At 64.4% G+C, this 15776-nt stretch carries 16 protein-coding genes; 11 read left to right on the forward strand and 5 right to left on the reverse strand.

Features of this window, described 5'->3' with window-relative positions:
• Window positions 1–16: 16 nt before the first annotated feature.
• Window positions 17–1330: an MFS transporter gene (locus BRA1417_RS0116165; RefSeq protein ID WP_027516644.1), complete on the forward strand. Its 1314-nt coding sequence runs from the start codon at window positions 17–19 to the stop codon at window positions 1328–1330.
• 40 nt (window positions 1331–1370) lie between these two features.
• Here the strand turns inward: BRA1417_RS0116165 and BRA1417_RS0116170 are convergent, their stop codons facing one another.
• From BRA1417_RS0116170 to fixL, 4 genes are all read right to left on the reverse strand, one after another.
• The gene (locus BRA1417_RS0116170; protein ID WP_027516645.1) at window positions 1371–2069 is read right to left on the reverse strand and encodes a helix-turn-helix domain-containing protein; all 699 of its coding nucleotides are present in this window, start codon (window positions 2067–2069) and stop codon (window positions 1371–1373) included.
• A 103-nt stretch (window positions 2070–2172) separates the two neighbouring features.
• Window positions 2173–2595, reverse strand: a complete 423-nt coding sequence (locus tag BRA1417_RS0116175; protein ID WP_027516646.1) for a response regulator — start codon at window positions 2593–2595, stop codon at window positions 2173–2175.
• 58 nt (window positions 2596–2653) lie between these two features.
• A complete protein-coding gene (gene fixJ / locus BRA1417_RS0116180; RefSeq protein WP_027516647.1) occupies window positions 2654–3271 on the reverse strand; it encodes a response regulator FixJ in 618 nt (205 codons plus the stop codon).
• Between the two features lie 3 nt (window positions 3272–3274).
• Window positions 3275–4792 (reverse strand): sensor protein FixL, encoded by a 1518-nt coding sequence (gene fixL / locus BRA1417_RS0116185; protein WP_027516648.1) that lies wholly within the window; start codon window positions 4790–4792, stop codon window positions 3275–3277.
• A 204-nt stretch (window positions 4793–4996) separates the two neighbouring features.
• On the opposite strand from fixL, the gene BRA1417_RS0116190 reads away from it, so the two are divergent.
• The 10 genes from BRA1417_RS0116190 (at window position 4997) to ccoS (ending at window position 14479) form a co-directional block, all read left to right on the forward strand.
• On the forward strand, window positions 4997–5830 hold the full coding sequence (locus tag BRA1417_RS0116190) for a universal stress protein (RefSeq protein WP_027516649.1): 834 nt from the start codon (window positions 4997–4999) through the stop codon (window positions 5828–5830).
• 38 nt (window positions 5831–5868) lie between these two features.
• On the forward strand, window positions 5869–6294 hold the full coding sequence (locus tag BRA1417_RS0116195; protein ID WP_027516650.1) for an HPP family protein: 426 nt from the start codon (window positions 5869–5871) through the stop codon (window positions 6292–6294).
• A 281-nt stretch (window positions 6295–6575) separates the two neighbouring features.
• Window positions 6576–8225, forward strand: a complete 1650-nt coding sequence (gene ccoN / locus BRA1417_RS0116200) for a cytochrome-c oxidase, cbb3-type subunit I (protein WP_035968576.1) — start codon at window positions 6576–6578, stop codon at window positions 8223–8225.
• Window positions 8226–8235: 10 nt separating this feature from the next.
• On the forward strand, window positions 8236–8970 hold the full coding sequence (gene ccoO, locus BRA1417_RS0116205; RefSeq protein ID WP_027516652.1) for a cytochrome-c oxidase, cbb3-type subunit II: 735 nt from the start codon (window positions 8236–8238) through the stop codon (window positions 8968–8970).
• Between the two features lie 13 nt (window positions 8971–8983).
• Window positions 8984–9148 (forward strand): CcoQ/FixQ family Cbb3-type cytochrome c oxidase assembly chaperone, encoded by a 165-nt coding sequence (locus BRA1417_RS0116210; protein ID WP_018457132.1) that lies wholly within the window; start codon window positions 8984–8986, stop codon window positions 9146–9148.
• 6 nt (window positions 9149–9154) lie between these two features.
• Complete coding sequence (ccoP, locus tag BRA1417_RS0116215) at window positions 9155–10030, forward strand: cytochrome-c oxidase, cbb3-type subunit III (RefSeq protein WP_027516653.1); 876 nt, start codon at window positions 9155–9157, stop codon at window positions 10028–10030.
• A 110-nt stretch (window positions 10031–10140) separates the two neighbouring features.
• Window positions 10141–11607 carry a cytochrome c oxidase accessory protein CcoG gene (gene ccoG, locus BRA1417_RS0116220; protein WP_027516654.1) on the forward strand — a complete coding sequence of 489 codons (1467 nt, stop codon included), beginning with the start codon at window positions 10141–10143 and terminating at the stop codon, window positions 11605–11607.
• Window positions 11608–11622: 15 nt separating this feature from the next.
• Entirely contained in the window at window positions 11623–12108 is a 486-nt protein-coding gene (locus BRA1417_RS0116225; protein WP_027516655.1) for a FixH family protein, read from the forward strand.
• Window positions 12109–12119: 11 nt separating this feature from the next.
• Window positions 12120–14312: a cation-translocating P-type ATPase gene (locus BRA1417_RS0116230; protein WP_027516656.1), complete on the forward strand. Its 2193-nt coding sequence runs from the start codon at window positions 12120–12122 to the stop codon at window positions 14310–14312.
• Window positions 14312–14479: a cbb3-type cytochrome oxidase assembly protein CcoS gene (gene ccoS / locus BRA1417_RS0116235; protein ID WP_007607689.1), complete on the forward strand. Its 168-nt coding sequence runs from the start codon at window positions 14312–14314 to the stop codon at window positions 14477–14479. The genes BRA1417_RS0116230 and ccoS overlap by 1 nt, the downstream gene beginning before the upstream one ends.
• On the opposite strand, the gene BRA1417_RS0116240 is transcribed toward ccoS, so the two are convergent.
• A complete protein-coding gene (locus tag BRA1417_RS0116240; RefSeq protein ID WP_027516657.1) occupies window positions 14476–15678 on the reverse strand; it encodes an MFS transporter in 1203 nt (400 codons plus the stop codon). The two genes, ccoS and BRA1417_RS0116240, sit on opposite strands and share 4 nt — an antisense overlap.
• Window positions 15679–15776: the final 98 nt, after the last annotated feature.

A 15776-nucleotide genomic window follows, 5' to 3' on the forward strand; every position in this document is an offset into this window, starting at 1 on the left:
GGAGGGATGGCCGCCGGTGCTGTTGTCGAGGAAGCCGAATCGTGCGGATCGCGAGGACCCCGTTGAGCAGGACAAATTTGCGGCGCCGTCGCCTGCCGGCATTCCGGCGCCGTCGCGCCAGAGCCTGCGCGGCCTCGACTGGTTCATCTTCTTCCTCGCCGACGTGCAGACTGGATTCGGGCCGTTCATCGCGGTCTATCTGACGACCCAGAAATGGACCCAGGTCGAGATCGGCCTCGTGCTGTCGATCGGCGGCATCGTTGCCCTGATCGGCCAGATGCCGGGCGGCGCCATCATCGATGCCGCGAAATCCGAGCGGCTGGTCGCCGGCCTCGCGATCGCCACCATCGGCTGCTGCGCGCTCGCCTATGCGGCGATGCCGATCTTCCCCGTGGTGGTGGCTGCGGCCACCTTGCACGCGGCGGCGAGCTGCGTACTGGGACCGGCGATCGCGGCGATCAGCCTCGGTCTGGTCGGCCCGTTCGCGATCGGCGAGCGTCTCGGTCGCAACGCGCGCTTTGCCTCGCTCGGCAACGGCGTTGCGGCCGCCGTGATGGGTACTGCCGGCTATCTGCTGTCGAGCCGCTCGGTGTTTCTGGTCACCTTCCTGCTCGCAATTCCCACTTTGATCGCACTCTCTCGCATCCGCGAGCACGAGGTCGACATCGCGCGCTGTCACGGCGAGATGCCGCGCGAGGCGGAGGATCGGGGCGACACCAATATCTGGCATTTGATCCGGCAGCGCCCGCTCATCGTCTTTGCGCTCAGCGTGCTCTTGTTGCAGCTCGCGAACGCCTCGATGATGCCGCTGATGGCAAGCGCGGTGACGGCGCGATCGAGCGAGTGGGCGACGGTGCTCGTCGCCTTTTGCATCGTCGTGCCGCAGGCGATCGTGGCGTTGCTGTCGCCGGGCGTCGGGCGCAAGGCGCAAGCGTGGGGCCGCCGGCCACTGCTGCTGATCGGATTCGCGGCGCTGACGATTCGCGGTCTGCTGTTCGCGACCGTGCGCGATCCGTATCTGCTGGTGCTGGTGCAGGTGTTCGACGGCCTGACCGCGGCGGTGTTCGCGGTGATGATCCCGCTGATCGTGGCCGACGTCGCCTTCGGCAGCGGCCATTTCAACCTCGCGCAGGGCATCGTCGGCACGGCAATGGGCATCGGCGCGTCACTGAGCACCGCGCTCGGCGGCTATGTCAGCGATAAATTCGGCAATGCCATGGCGTTCACCGGACTGTCCGGCGTCGCGGCGACGGGACTTCTGCTGATTCTGCTTGTGATGCCGGAGACGCGGCGCAAGGGCATGATCGCAGCAAAAGAAATGGCCGGCTGAACCAATTCAGCCGGCCATAAGTGGGTGGGGAGAGGGGAGATCAGGCGTCGAGATTGTGCAGGCGTGCCCGGTTGCGCAGCACGATCTGGCGGGCGCCCGAGAAGCCGAGAATGCCCTGGGCGTGAAGCTGCGACAGCGCGCGCGAGACGGTCTCGAGCGTGAGACCGAGGTAGTCGCCGATGTCGCGGCGGCACATCGGCAGCGCCATCATGCCGGCAACCGCGAGGCGGCGGTCCATTTCGAGCAGAAAAGTTGCGACGCGCTCCATCGCGGTCTTGCGGCCCAGCAGCAGCATGTGGTCTTCGGCGTGGCGAAGCTCACCGGCGGTCATGGCCCAGAGCTTGCGAGCGACCTGCACGTCGGTGGCTGCGGCCTTCTCGAGGCTCGCGCGCTTCACGAGGCGCACCGTGGTGTCGATGATGGCTTCGGCAGCGAGGCGGTGGGTGGTGCCGGATTCGAGGCCGAATACGTCGCCGGCAAGGTGGAAGGAGCCGATCTGGCGGCGGCCGTCGGAGAGAAGCTTGTAGCTGCGCACGGCACCGGTGACGACCTGATAGACATACTCGGCCGGCTCGTCCTCACCATAGATCTCCTCTTCCTTGCGGTAGGAGAATTCGGTGGCAACAAGGCCGACATGGCCGGCAATCGCGCCGAACTGGTCCGAGACAGGATGGGCGGGTGCGATCTTGCCACCGATCGGGGTGTTGATCGCCGGGGTGTTGAAGGTCTGGGTCAGCATCTGCGCCATCTCCGTTGTGATGACGCTTTGGTACGCGGTATCGGGTGCCTCGAAAATTTCGCGAGATATCTTAAGGGGGGGGCCTTACGTAGAATCCCGTAGGTCAGCTATGGACCCGGTTCTGGATGGCGTGGCGGATGCGTTTGACCAGGTTTTCGTCCAGAAGCGGCTTCAGAATCACTTCATTCACGCCTGCGGCCGCCGCCCGGGCCGCGATATTCGTGTCGGGATAGCCGGTGATCAGGATTACCGGGGTATCGCCCCGGGACTGGCGCAGTCGCCCGGCCAGCTCGATGCCGTTGATGTCGGGCATTTTGTAGTCGATCACGTAACAGTCTGCACCGGACGGGCTCGCCGCATTGAGCAGCGCCGTGGCGTTCCTGAAGGTCCGCACGGCAAAACCGTCGGTTTCCAGCAAAAACTTCAGCGAGCCGAGCACAGCGGCGTCGTCGTCGACCACATAGACGGTTGGCTTTGCAGGTGACGACATCGGGAGCCGCTCAGGATGGGAGCTGATCGCAATCATTCCGATCTGGTAGCACAGGGCGAGCGACCGGTTTTGACTTGCCTCAATCCTGGTGACTTCAATCGTTGAGCATTCCAGCCCGCATGGCCAGCCGCACCAGTTCCGACAGGCTGTTGGCCTGCATCTTGGTCATCACATTGGCCCGGTAGACCTCGATGGTGCGTGGGCTGATGTCGTACTCGCGGGCGATCAGCTTGTTGGAGAGGCCCGCGATCAGCCCCTCCATGACCTGGCGTTCCCTGGGGCTCAGGGAAGCGACGCGAGCGGCGACGTCCTGCGCGATGGCGTCGTTCTTGGCCGCCGGCTCGCCCTCGCGGATCGCGGATTCGATCATGGCGACGAGGCGGTCATCTTCGAACGGCTTTTCCAGGAAATCCATGGCACCGAGCTTCATCGCCTCGACCGCGAGCGGCACGTCGCCATGGCCGGTCATGATCAGGATTGGAAACCGGCTGCGCTGCGCCTTCAGGCGCTTGAGAAGCTCGATGCCGTCGATGCCGGGCATCCGCACGTCGGAGACGACGCAGCCGAAGGCGAGGCCGGGTAGGGCGTCGAGAAAACTCTGCGCGTTGTCGAACAGTGTGACGCCGAAGCCAGCCGAATCCAGCAGGAAATTCAGCGAGTCCCGCATCGCCTCGTCGTCGTCAATGACGTAGATGATTCCCTTGGTCGTCATGGATCAGTTCTCGTCGGCTGCCGGCAACGTGAAGCGGAATGTCGCTCCACCCGATGCGTTGCTCTCGGCCCACATCCGGCCGCCGTGAGCCTCGATGATCGAGCGGCTGATGGATAGTCCCACGCCCATGCCGGTGTCCTTGGTGGTGAAAAAAGTCTGAAACAGGTTTGGCATGACGTCGTCCTGGAAGCCGGAGCCGGTATCGGAGACCTCGATCTCGATCATGTCGTCGGCGACGCGGGTGTTGGTGACGACGAGCTCGCGCCGAGGTGACTGCGCCATCGCTTCCAGCGCGTTGCGGAACAGATTGACCAGCACCTGCTGGATTTGCACCCGGTCGGCGAGCACGAGATCGGCATTGGGATTGAGGCTGAAGCGAAGCTGCACGTCCTGCTCGCGCGCGCCTGCCAGCCCGAGGGCGCCGGCCTCTTCGATCAGCTTGGACAGGCTCTCGATCCTTTTCTCCGACTCGCCGCGGGAGACGAAGTCGCGCAAGCGGCGGATGATCTGGCCGGCGCGCAGCGCCTGCTCGGCGGCGCGGTCCAGCGCGCTCTCGATCTTCGGCGTATTCGGATCCTGGCTTCCGGCGAGCAGCCGCCGCGACCCCTTCATGTAATTGCTGATCGCTGCCAGCGGCTGGTTGAGCTCGTGAGCGAGGGCGGACGCCATTTCGCCCATCGCGCTCAGCCGCGAGACGTGGACAAGTTCAGACTGTAGTTCCTGGAGCCGCGCCTGGGTTTTCTGATGCTCGGTCAGATCGCGCACGAAACCGGTATAATAGGGCTCGCCGCCCGACTGCATCTCGCCGATCGACAGGTGCATCGGGAAGGTGGTGCCGTCGCGGCGCTTGCCGGTCACGATCCGGCCGATGCCGATGATGTGCGGGTCGCCGGTGGTGCGGTAGCGCGCGATGTAGCCGTCGTGACGTGAGCTGTCGGGCTCCGGCATCAGGATGCGGACGTTCTGGCCGATCGCCTCCGACTCGACCCAGCCGAACAGGCGCTCGGCCGCCGCGCTGAAGAGCTGGATGATGCCATGGCCGTCGATGACGATCATGGCATCGGGAATCGTCTGGAGAATCGAGCGGAGGTGACTCTCGCGGGTGCGCAGGGTCTGCTCGACCTGCTTCTCCTCGTCGACGTCAAGAAAGATGCCGCTGAGATGTCGAGCGGCGCCGGCGTCGTCCCGAATCAGCCCCGCGCGGGCGCGGATCCACTGCGCTCTGCCCGACGCCCCCGTGACCCTGAAGGACACGTCGAAGCTGCCGCCCCGTTCGGAGACGCGCCGGATCGCGATCTCGACCCGCTCGCGGTCGTTCGGCTCCAGCCGGGACAGGAACAGCGCGTAACTCACCGATTGGCCGGATTCGATTCCGAACAGGATTCTGGCCGTCTCCGACCACTCCAATTCCAGTGTCTTGAGATCGAGATCCCAGGTCCCGACGCCAAATCCCTCGATTCGAACCCGGAAATGTTCGCCCCGGCCGTCATCTTGCGGATGAATCACACGGGTCGGCGCCACACGATCACTCCCATTCTGATGCGGGGAACCGCACAGCGTTACCATCGGCAATGTACCCAAGGAGGGGCCAGAGGCAAGTTCCGATGTCTTATACCATTGGCAGATTTCGGGCCCGCGCGGTGATCCCAGGTTTTGATCTATCTCATCCTGCCAGGCGGCGGCGGGCTTACGATCGGATCAAAGCTCATTGCCCCGGAGACTCCGATGACATACGCGACCGTGATGGTCAGCCTGGCGCTCGATCAGCCCAATGAGGCGCGGCTTCAGGTGGCGGGCGAGCTTGCCGAACGATTTGAGGCGTCGATCATCGGCGTTGCTGCGGCGCAGTTCGCCCCGCCGCTCTACTTCAGCGACGGCGCCGCAGCGCAGGGACTGATCGATGAGGGAGAAGCCTCGGTCAAGCGACGCCTGGGCGAACTCGAGGCGCAATTCCGCGCCGCGATCAGGAATCGCGGCGGACATGTGGAATGGCGCAGCGCCATGGATTTCCCGGCGCGCTTTATGTTCACCCAGGCGCGTTGCGCCGACATCATCGTCACCGGCGGGCAGAGCCCGGCCTTCTCCGACGCCTTCGCGCTCGCGAGCCCCAAGGATTTGGTGATGCAGGCCGGCCGTCCGATCCTGGTCGTGCCCGACGCCGTCAACTGGCTCGACCTGCGCAGCGTCCTGGTGGCGTGGAAGGATACGCCGGAAGCGCGGCGGGCGCTCGCCGATGCGCTGCCGATCCTACGCAAGGCCAGGGATGTCACCGTCCTCGCAATTCCCGAAGGCGACGACGACCGGCCCGCCGCGGTCGCTGGCGTGACCGACGTAACGGCGTGGCTTGCCCGCCACGGCGTGACCGCGATCGCGCGCGTTTCCGAAGCGGCCCGGAACGAAACCGTCGCCGGGCAACTGGAGAAAATTGCCGGCGATGTCGGCGCCAGCCTGATCGTCGCCGGTGCCTACGGTCATTCGCGCTTCCGCGAGCTGATCCTCGGCGGCGTCACCCAATATCTGGTCACTCAATCTGCCCGCTGCGTGCTGCTGTCGCACTGACGCGGGAGCGATGCAAGACGAATCAAAGAGGACGCGCCGTGTACAGATTTCTTGAACAGACCGTCGACGGCCACATGACGCACGACGTCAGGACGGTAAGGCGCGACCTCGACCTGCTCGCGCTGAGCGAGATGTTCGAACGCGACGATTTCAATTCCTATCCCGTCGAGGACGACGGACAGGTCGTCGGCATCGTCACCAAATTCGACATCCTGAAGTGTTTCGCCTTCACGCCGAGCCAGATGCTGCCGCGCTATCGCGACCTGATGAGCCGCAAAATCGGCGACGTCATGACGCCCGACTTTATCTATGTCAGCCCGGACACGCGGCTGACGCGCGTGCTCCAGATCATGGTCGAGCACCGCATCAGGAGCATCATCGTGCTCAACGGCGCGCAGAAGCTGGTCGGAATCGTCGCCCGCGAGGACGTCATCGCAGCGCTCAAGGCGACGGCGCGGGAGTGATTGCTTTCCCTTCTCCCCTTGCGGGAGAAGGTGGCGCAAAGCGCCGGATGAGGGGTATGTCTCGGCATATCCAACTGCGAGAGTTGTGGTTGCGGAGAGATACCCCTCACCCAAAAGAGATTGCCGTACCGCCCTCGCTGCCCTCTCCCACAAGGGGAGAGGGCACTGCAACTGGCGCCGCATCACCCACATTAACAGAAATCCACCTAGCTTGATTTCAATCAATTCGCCGCGAGGGTGAATGTGGTTTCTGGCCCTGTGTTCTTTCAGAGAGAATCCGCATGAGCCAGCCCTCCATCTCCAAGTCCATGACATCAGGTGAAAGCGGCCTGGCTGTCGTGTTCGCGGTCACCGCCTTCCTCTGCGTGATTGCCTCGGCCAAGGCGCTCGATGCGCCCTTCGCCTTCCATGCCGCGCTGAGCGCGGCGGCTAGCCTCGCGGCGGTCTTCTGCATCATCAACCGTTACCTCGACCGGCCGGCGGCGCTGCCGCCTGCGGAGATCAACGGCCGGCCCAATTACAACATGGGCCCCATCAAGTTCTCCTCCGTCATGGCGATGTTCTGGGGCATTGCCGGCTTTCTCGTCGGCCTCATCATCGCCTCGCAACTGGCGTGGCCGGCGCTGAACTTCGATCTGCCCTGGACCAGCTTCGGCCGCCTGCGTCCGCTGCACACGTCCGCGGTGATCTTCGCTTTCGGCGGCAACGTCCTGATCGCGACCTCCTTCTACGTCGTCCAGAAGAGCTGCCGCGTTCGCCTCGCAGGCGATCTCGCGCCATGGTTCGTCGTCGTCGGCTACAATTTCTTCATCCTGATCGCCGGCACCGGCTATCTGCTCGGCGTCACCCAGTCGAAGGAATATGCCGAGCCGGAATGGTACGCCGATCTGTGGCTGACCATCGTCTGGGTCACCTATCTGCTGGTCTTTCTTGCCACGATCATCAAGCGCAAGGAACCGCACATCTTCGTCGCGAACTGGTTCTATCTCGCTTTCATCGTGACGATTGCGGTCCTGCATCTCGGCAACAACCCGGCGCTGCCGGTCTCGGTGTTCGGCTCGAAATCCTACATCGCCTGGGGCGGCATCCAGGACGCCATGTTCCAGTGGTGGTACGGCCACAACGCGGTCGGCTTCTTCCTGACCGCCGGCTTCCTCGCCATCATGTACTACTTCATCCCCAAGCGCGCCGAGCGGCCGATCTATTCCTACCGTCTCTCGATCATCCACTTCTGGGCGCTGATTTTCCTCTACATCTGGGCCGGCCCGCACCATCTGCACTACACGGCGCTGCCGGACTGGACCCAGACGCTCGGCATGACCTTCTCCATCATGCTGTGGATGCCGTCCTGGGGCGGCATGATCAACGGCCTGATGACGCTGTCGGGCGCCTGGGACAAGCTGCGCACCGATCCCGTGCTGCGCATGCTCGTGGTCTCCGTCGCCTTCTACGGCATGTCGACCTTCGAAGGCCCGATGATGTCGATCAAGGTGGTCAACTCGCTCAGCCACTACACCGACTGGACCATCGGCCACGTGCACTCCGGCGCGCTCGGCTGGGTCGGCTTCGTTTCCTTTGGCGCGCTCTACTGCCTGGTGCCCTGGATCTGGAATCGCAAGGGTCTCTACAGCCTCAAGCTCGTCAACTGGCACTTCTGGATCGCGACGCTTGGCATCGTCCTCTACATCTCGGCAATGTGGGTGTCCGGCATCCTCCAGGGCCTGATGTGGCGCGCTTACACCTCGCTCGGCTTCCTCGAATATTCCTTCATCGAGACCGTCGAGGCGATGCATCCCTTCTACATCATCCGCGCAGCCGGCGGCGGGCTGTTCCTGATCGGCGCGTTGATCATGGCCTATAATCTCTGGATGACGATTCGCGTCGGCGAGCAGGAAGTCCAGATGCCCGTCGCTCTTCAGCCGGCGGAATGAGGAGTTTTCCATGTCGTTCTGGACACGCCACCAAATCTTCGAAAAGAACTCGATCATTCTGATCGTTGGCATCCTGCTGGTGATCGCGATCGGCGGCCTCGTCGAGATCACTCCGCTGTTCTACCTCAAGAGCACGATCGAGGCGGTCGACGGGATCAGGCCGTATACGCCGTTGGAGCTCGCCGGGCGCAACGTCTACATCCGCGAGGGCTGCTATCTCTGCCATTCGCAGATGATCCGCCCCTTGCGCGACGAGGTCGAGCGCTACGGCCATTTCTCGCTGGCCGCCGAGAGCATGTACGACCATCCGTTCCAGTGGGGCTCGAAGCGCACCGGTCCCGATCTTGCCCGCGTCGGCGCCAAATATTCCGACGACTGGCACGTCACCCATCTGACCAACCCGCGCGCAATCGTGCCGCAGTCGGTCATGCCTGGCTATCCGTTCCTCAGCAAGACCGAGGTCGATCCGGACACGATCGCCGACCACATGCGCACGCTGCGGACCGTCGGTACGCCCTACACCGACGACCAGATCGCCAATGCGAGCGCCGACATGAAGGCCCAGGCCGATCCGGACAATGCCGGCTCCGACGCTTTCACCAAGCGCTACGCCAAGGCCGTGGTGCGCAACTTCGACGGCAAGGCCGGCACGCCGACCGAGATGGACGCGCTGATCGCCTATCTCCAGATGCTCGGCACGCTGGTCGACTTCAAGATCTACAACGAGAAAGCCAATCTTCGCTGAGAAGGCACCAACGATGAAAGCCATCCTGACCCTCGACAATCTCGCGTCCGGTCTCGTGACCACGATCTGGACGCCGGTGTTCGTCGCGATCTTTCTCGCGATCATCGCCTACGCATTATGGCCCCGTAACAAGGCAGCTTTCGACGAAGCGGCACACCTGCCGTTGCGGGAGGAGTAAGAGATCATGACCGATCATCATAGCGACATCGATCCCGTCTCCGGCAGGTCCACGACCGGACATGAGTGGGACGGCATCAAGGAGCTCAACACGCCGCTGCCGCGCTGGTGGGTAATCACCTTCTACCTCACCATCGTCTGGGCGATCGGCTACTGGATCGTGTATCCGGCATGGCCGCTGATCTCCAGCAATACCACGGGCCTGTTCGGCTACTCGACGCGCGCCGACGTCGCGGTCGAGCTCGCCAACCTCGAGAAGATCCGCGGGGCCAAGATGGTTGCGCTGGGCGCGGCCTCGCTTGCCGACATCGAGAAGGATCCGGCGCTGCTCGCGCTCGCGCGCGCCAAGGGCAAAACCGTGTTCGGCGACAATTGCGCACCATGCCACGGTTCAGGCGGCGCGGGTGCCAAGGGCTATCCGAACCTGAACGACGACGACTGGCTGTGGGGCGGATCGCTCGACCAGATCATGCAGACCATCCAGTTCGGCGCACGTTCCGGCCACGCTAAGGCGCACGAAGGCCAGATGCTCGCCTTCGGCAAGGACGGCGTGCTGAAACCGGACGAAATCGTCACGGCCGCCAACTATGTCCGGGCACTGTCGGGCCTTCCGACCCGCAAGGGCTATGACGCGGCCAAGGGCGAGAAGATCTTCGCGGAGAATTGCGTCGCCTGCCATGGCGACGGCGGCAAGGGCAATCCGGAGATGGGCGCTCCCAATTTGACCGACAAGATCTGGCTCTATGGTTCGGACGAGGCGTCGCTGATCGAGACCATCAGCCAGGGCCGCGCGGGTGTGATGCCGGCCTGGGAAGGGCGGCTCGATCCCGCCACGATCAAGGCGATGGCAGTTTACGTCCACTCGCTCGGCGGCGGAAAATAGCCAATTCGGAACAAGCGGGGGCGAACAAAAAACGCCCCCGCTTGCGCTGGATCAACTGACGCGGCGGCGTCGGGTCTAGGTTTTATCGCACCTCTCGAAAGCTGCAGGCGATGAACAGGCCCGTGAACCCAAAAGACCTCCCAATAGACGATGACAACGGGCCGCTCTATGTGGCCCAGAAGAAAGTCTATCCCCAAAGCATCTCCGGCACCTTCCGCCGGATCAAATGGGGCCTGATGGCGTTCTGCCTCGGCGTCTATTACTTCCTGCCGTTCGTGCGCTGGAACCGCGGCCTCGGTGCTCCGAGCCAGGCGGTGCTGATCGATCTTCCCAACAGCCGCTTCTATTTCTTCTTCATCGAGCTGTGGCCGCAGGAGGTCTACTACTTCACCGGCCTGCTGATCGTTGCCGCGGTGGCGCTATTCCTGATGAACTCGGTCGGCGGCCGCATCTGGTGCGGCTATCTCTGTCCGCAGACGGTGTGGACGGACCTGTTCTATGCCGTCGAGCGTCTGGTCGAGGGCGACCGGCGCGAGCGGATGAAGAAGGACAAATCGTCCGACCCGATGAAGCTGGAGCGCATCTCCGAGATCGTGCTCAAGCATTCGATCTGGCTCTTGATCGGGTGGTGGACCGGCGGCGCCTGGGTGCTCTATTTCAACGACGCACCGACGCTGGTCAGGGAACTCGTCACCTTCCAGGCGCCGATGATCGCCTATATCTGGATCGGCATCCTGACGGCTACGACCTACGTGCTCGCCGGCTTCATGCGCGAGCAGGTCTGCACCTATATGTGCCCGTGGCCGCGGATCCAGGCCGCGCTCACCGACGAATGGGCGCTCAACGTGACCTATCGTTACGATCGCGGCGAGAAGCGTACGTCGGTGAAGAAGGCGGCCGAGCTGCGCGCGCTCGGCGAGCAAGTCGGCGACTGCGTCGACTGCTATCAATGCGTTGCCGTGTGCCCGACCGGCATCGACATCCGCAACGGACCGCAGCTCGAATGCATCCAGTGCGGGCTCTGCATCGATGCCTGCGACAACGTGATGGCGAAAATCGGCCGGCCGAAGCGGCTGATCGGCTATGACAACGACGTCAACATCCAGCGCCGCCAGGAAGGCAAGGCGCCGATCTACCGCATCGTCCGGGCTCGCACCGTCGCCTACAGCGCGATCATCGCGGCGGTCGGCGGCATCATGATCTATACGCTGGCGACCCGCAGCCTGCTCGACGTCAACGTGCTGCACGACCGCAACCCGGTCGCGGTCAGGCTTAGCGATGGCTCGATCCGCAACGCTTATACGGTGCGGTTGCTCAACAAGAGCGGCTACGACCGGGTCATCGCGATCGACGCGAACGGTCCGGTCAATGCGACGATCCATGTCATCGGGGTCGATTCCGTGACGCCGGACCGGCCGATGATCGTGGTTCCGCGCGACTCCACCAGCGAGCTGCGGCTACTCGTGACCGCGCCGGCGGAGGGCAATCCGGAAAAGTCGATCCCGGTTCGCTTTCACGTCACCGATATCGGCCTCGGCGAAGTCGCCAGCGCCACCGACAATTTCGTCGCGCCGTAGGATCAGGAGCCCGCCATGGCAACCAAGCCGCTGACTGGAACCAAGGTGTTTCTGATGCTGGTCGCCTTCTTCGGCGTCGTGATCGGCGTCAACGTGACCATGATGAAGCTCGCGATCGCGACCCTGCCGGGCACGGACGTCGACAGTCCCTATGCCGCGGGGCTCGCCTATGACCGCGAGATCTCGGCGGCCCAGGACCAGACCGCGCGCAAATGGAAGGTCAACGCCCATGTCGAGCGCCGCGCCGATGGCGGCGCCGTGCTTCAGGTCGAGGCGCGCGACGCGAGCGGCCAGCCGATCACCGGACTGAAATTCGGCGGCCGCCTGGAGCGGCCGACCGACAAGCGCGCCGATCTCGCAATCGAGCTCTCCGAGGCCGGTATCGGCCTCTATCGCGGCAATGCTGCATCGGTCGCGCCGGGGCAGTGGGACCTGGTGATCGAGGGTGAGGCGCGGGGGACGCGCGTGTTCATGTCGCGCAACCGCGTGATCCTGAACTGAAGGATTTTGCCATGCACGTCTCGCGGGATTTTTCGCATTACGTTCGGACTGCGGGCGAGGGCGTCCAGCACATCGATCTCGCGGTCGAGGGCGTTCACTGCGCCGGCTGCATGGCCAAGATCGAGCGCGGGCTGTCCGCGATTCCCGACGTCACGCTGGCGCGCGTGAACCTCACCGACCGGCGCGTTGCGCTGGAATGGAAGGCGGGCACGCTCGATCCGACCCGCTTCATCGATCGCCTCGAGGAGCTCGGCTACAAGGCCTATCCTTACGAGACCGAGAGCGCGGAGGCGAGTGAGGTCGCCGAATCACGCTTCCTGCTGCGCTGCCTCGGCGTCGCCGCGTTCGCCACCATGAACGTGATGATGCTGTCGATCCCGGTGTGGTCCGGCAACGTCTCGGACATGCTGCCGGAGCAGCGCGACTTCTTCCATTGGCTGTCGGCGCTGATCGCATTGCCGGCGGCGGCCTATGCCGGCCAGCCGTTCTTCCGCTCGGCCTGGCGCGCGCTGTCGGCCAGGACCACCAACATGGATGTGCCGATCTCGATCGGCGTGACGCTGGCGCTCGGCATGTCCGTGGTCGAGACCATCAACCACGCCGAGCACGCCTATTTCGACGCGGCGATCATGCTGCTCACTTTCCTCCTGGTCGGCCGCTTCCTCGACCAGAACATGCGGCGGCGCACCCGCGCGGTCGCGGGCAATCTCGCCGCACTCAAAGCGGAGACCGCGGCCAAGTTTGTCGGGCCTGACGAGATATCCCAAGTGCCGGTGGCCGCGATCTATCCCGGCGACATCGTGCTGCTGCGACCCGGCGAGCGCTGTGCGGTCGACGGCACCGTGATCGAGGGCCGTTCCGAAATCGACCAGAGCCTGATCACCGGCGAGACGCTCTATGTCACCGCCGAACAGGGCACGCCGGTCTATGCGGGATCGATGAACATCTCAGGGACCTTGCGGGTGCGGGTCTCGGCGGCCTCCGAGGCGACGCTGCTCGCCGAGATCACGCGGCTGCTCGACAATGCGCTGCAGGCGCGCTCGCGATACATGCGGCTCGCCGACCGCGCCTCGCGTCTCTACGCGCCCGTGGTGCATGCCACCGCGCTCGTCACCATCCTCGGCTGGGTCATCGCCGGCGCCGGCTGGCATGATGCGATCGTGACCGGCGTCGCGGTGCTGATCATCACCTGTCCCTGCGCCCTCGGGCTCGCTATTCCGACGGTGCAGACGGTGGCTTCGGGCGCGATGTTCAAGGCGGGTGTCCTGCTGAATTCCGGCGATGCCATCGAGCGTCTCGCGGAAGCCGATCACGTCATCTTCGACAAGACCGGCACGCTGACGCTGCCCGATCTCGAAGTGATGAATGCGGCCGATATCCCCGCTGATATCTTCGAGCTTGCCGGGCGGCTTGCGCTGTCGAGCCATCATCCGGTCGCCGCTGCCGTCGCGCAGGCCTCCGACGCCAGATCGCCGATCGTCGGCGCGGTGGAGGAGGCCGGACAGGGCGTGCGCGCCGTGGTCGATGGCATCGAGATTCGCCTCGGCCGTCCGTCCTTCTGCGGCGCCGAGACGCTGGTCTCCGACGTGACAAATCTCGATCCTGAAGCCTCCGTCGTGGCTTTCAGCAAGGGCAGCGAAAAATTCCTGCTCTCTGTGCGCCAGGGCCTCCGCCCTGATGCGCAAGCTGTGATCGCAGCGCTGAAGGCGCGCAATATCGGCATCGAGATTCTCTCCGGCGACCGTGAACCGGCGGTGATCGCGGCGGCCCATGCGCTGGGCATCTCCGAATGGTGGGCTGGGGTGACCCCGGCCGACAAGATCGCGCGGATCGAGGTCTTGAAGCAGCGGGGCATGAAGGTCCTGATGGTCGGCGACGGCATGAACGATGCGCCTTCGCTGGCGGCCGCCCACGTCTCGATGTCGCCGATCTCGGCCGCGCATTTGAGCCAGGCGACCGCCGATCTCGTCTTCCTCGGCCGGCCGCTGGCCCCGGTCGTCGCTGCCATCGACGCGTCGCGCAAGGCGCTGCATTTGATGCGGCAAAATCTCTGGCTTGCGATCGGCTACAATGTCCTCGCGGTGCCGGTCGCGATCAGCGGCGTCGTGACACCCCTGATCGCGGCTGCCGCCATGAGCGGATCATCGATCCTGGTGATGCTGAATTCGGTGCGTGCGCGCAGCGCCTCGCGGGAGATCAAGTGATGGAAATCCTGGTCATCCTGGTGCCGCTGGCGCTGATGCTCGGTCTCGCCGGTCTCGTCGCCTTCCTCTGGTCGCTCCGCAGCGGCCAGTATGACGATCTCGACGGCGCCGCCTGGCGCGCCATCGCCGACGACGAGCCGCCGCAGGAGGCACCGGCCAAGCGCTAGCGCTTCAAGGCGAGCGTCAGCAGGGCCGCGATCGCGAGCGCCAGGCCCACTCCGGCCACGCAGGCATGCCAGCCATACGCGTCGAACAGCCGGCCGAGGACGGCGGTGCCGATGAGGCCGCCGCAGAAATAGCAGGCGAGATAGGTGCCGCTGGCGATGCCGCGGTTTTCAGCCGCAGCCTGTCCGACGAATCCTGTCGCAGCCGCTTGCGCGGAAAAGGTGCCGATTCCGACCAGAACCATCCCGGCGAGGACCGCGCCCAGGTATGGAGCCAGCATCAGCGGTAGGCCGATCCCTGCGATGGCGAGCGAGCCCCAGATCGTCGGACGCGTTCCGAGGCGCGACGCCACTTTGCCGGCCAGCAACGTCGTGACCACCGACGGCAGGAAGACGAAGTAAACGAAGCCGAGGTCCATCATGCCCAGCGACAGCGGCGAGCGAACCAGAACGAAATTGACGAATGTGAAGGTGCCGATGAATGCGAACAGGATGCAGAAGCCGATGACGTAGGCGGCACGCAGCCGTGAATCCCGCCACTGCGCGATCGTCGCGGCAAGCGCCGATGCCGCAGGCGCCGTTGCGCGCGTCGGCTGTACACGCGCAATGGTGAAATAGACCAGGGCGGCGCCGGCGAGATTGAGGGCCGCGAAGAAATAGAAATTCCATGCCAGGCCAAGGCTATCGGCGATCGCGGCCGAGACCAGCCGGCCGACGAGATTGCTGGCGACGTTGCCCGTGATGTAAGCGGCAAACGCGCCGCCAGATTCGATTGCGCTGCATTGCTCGCCGAGATGAGCCAATGTCAACGCGAAGGCGGATGCCATGCAGAGGCCCTGCGCGACCCGCAGGCCGGTGAAGACGGCAAGATTGGGCGCAGTCGCCAGCAGGCTCGTCGGAATCGCGAGAAGGGTCAGGCTAAGCAGGATGCCGGTCCGCCTGTCGATGTGCGGGCTGAGAAAGCCGACGACGAGGCCTGCGACGGCCATGCCGAACGTGCTGGCGTTGACCGCCAAGCTCATCGCCGCCGGCGTGACGCCGTAGTGACGTGTCAGCGAGGGCAGGATTGCCTGTGTCGCGAACAGGTCGACGACGGTGAGGAAGGCAGTGAGGCCGATGACGAGAGAGCGAAGCGCGAGACCTGGTGAATGCGCGTCCATCGTCATCGCGGTCGGCTTGATCGGCGCGGAAAGATCGGTCATGGCAGGCCTCCCTTGTGATGAATGTGGCGCCCGCATGCGGGGCAGCATGGGGATCGCGGGCGCCACATTCCGTCACGCGTGCGCTGGGGTCGCGCGCC

The sequence above is a fragment of the Bradyrhizobium sp. WSM1417 genome (assembly GCF_000515415.1).
Classification (GTDB): Bacteria; Pseudomonadota; Alphaproteobacteria; order Rhizobiales; family Xanthobacteraceae; genus Bradyrhizobium.

Bases quoted from the DNA above. Each gene is read 5' to 3' on its own strand.
- BRA1417_RS0116170 (WP_027516645.1), bottom strand. From the start codon at position 2,069: ATGCTGACCCAGACCTTCAACACCCCGGCGATCAACACCCCGATCGGT.
- BRA1417_RS0116175 (WP_027516646.1), bottom strand. From the start codon at position 2,595: ATGATTGCGATCAGCTCCCATCCTGAGCGGCTCCCGATGTCGTCACCT.
- fixJ (WP_027516647.1), bottom strand. From the start codon at position 3,271: ATGACGACCAAGGGAATCATCTACGTCATTGACGACGACGAGGCGATG.
- BRA1417_RS0116190 (WP_027516649.1), top strand. From the start codon at position 4,997: ATGACATACGCGACCGTGATGGTCAGCCTGGCGCTCGATCAGCCCAAT.
- ccoN (WP_035968576.1), top strand. From the start codon at position 6,576: ATGAGCCAGCCCTCCATCTCCAAGTCCATGACATCAGGTGAAAGCGGC.
- ccoO (WP_027516652.1), top strand. From the start codon at position 8,236: ATGTCGTTCTGGACACGCCACCAAATCTTCGAAAAGAACTCGATCATT.
- BRA1417_RS0116210 (WP_018457132.1), top strand. From the start codon at position 8,984: ATGAAAGCCATCCTGACCCTCGACAATCTCGCGTCCGGTCTCGTGACC.
- ccoP (WP_027516653.1), top strand. From the start codon at position 9,155: ATGACCGATCATCATAGCGACATCGATCCCGTCTCCGGCAGGTCCACG.
- ccoG (WP_027516654.1), top strand. From the start codon at position 10,141: ATGAACAGGCCCGTGAACCCAAAAGACCTCCCAATAGACGATGACAAC.
- BRA1417_RS0116225 (WP_027516655.1), top strand. From the start codon at position 11,623: ATGGCAACCAAGCCGCTGACTGGAACCAAGGTGTTTCTGATGCTGGTC.
- BRA1417_RS0116230 (WP_027516656.1), top strand. From the start codon at position 12,120: ATGCACGTCTCGCGGGATTTTTCGCATTACGTTCGGACTGCGGGCGAG.
- ccoS (WP_007607689.1), top strand. From the start codon at position 14,312: ATGGAAATCCTGGTCATCCTGGTGCCGCTGGCGCTGATGCTCGGTCTC.
- BRA1417_RS0116240 (WP_027516657.1), bottom strand. From the start codon at position 15,678: ATGACCGATCTTTCCGCGCCGATCAAGCCGACCGCGATGACGATGGAC.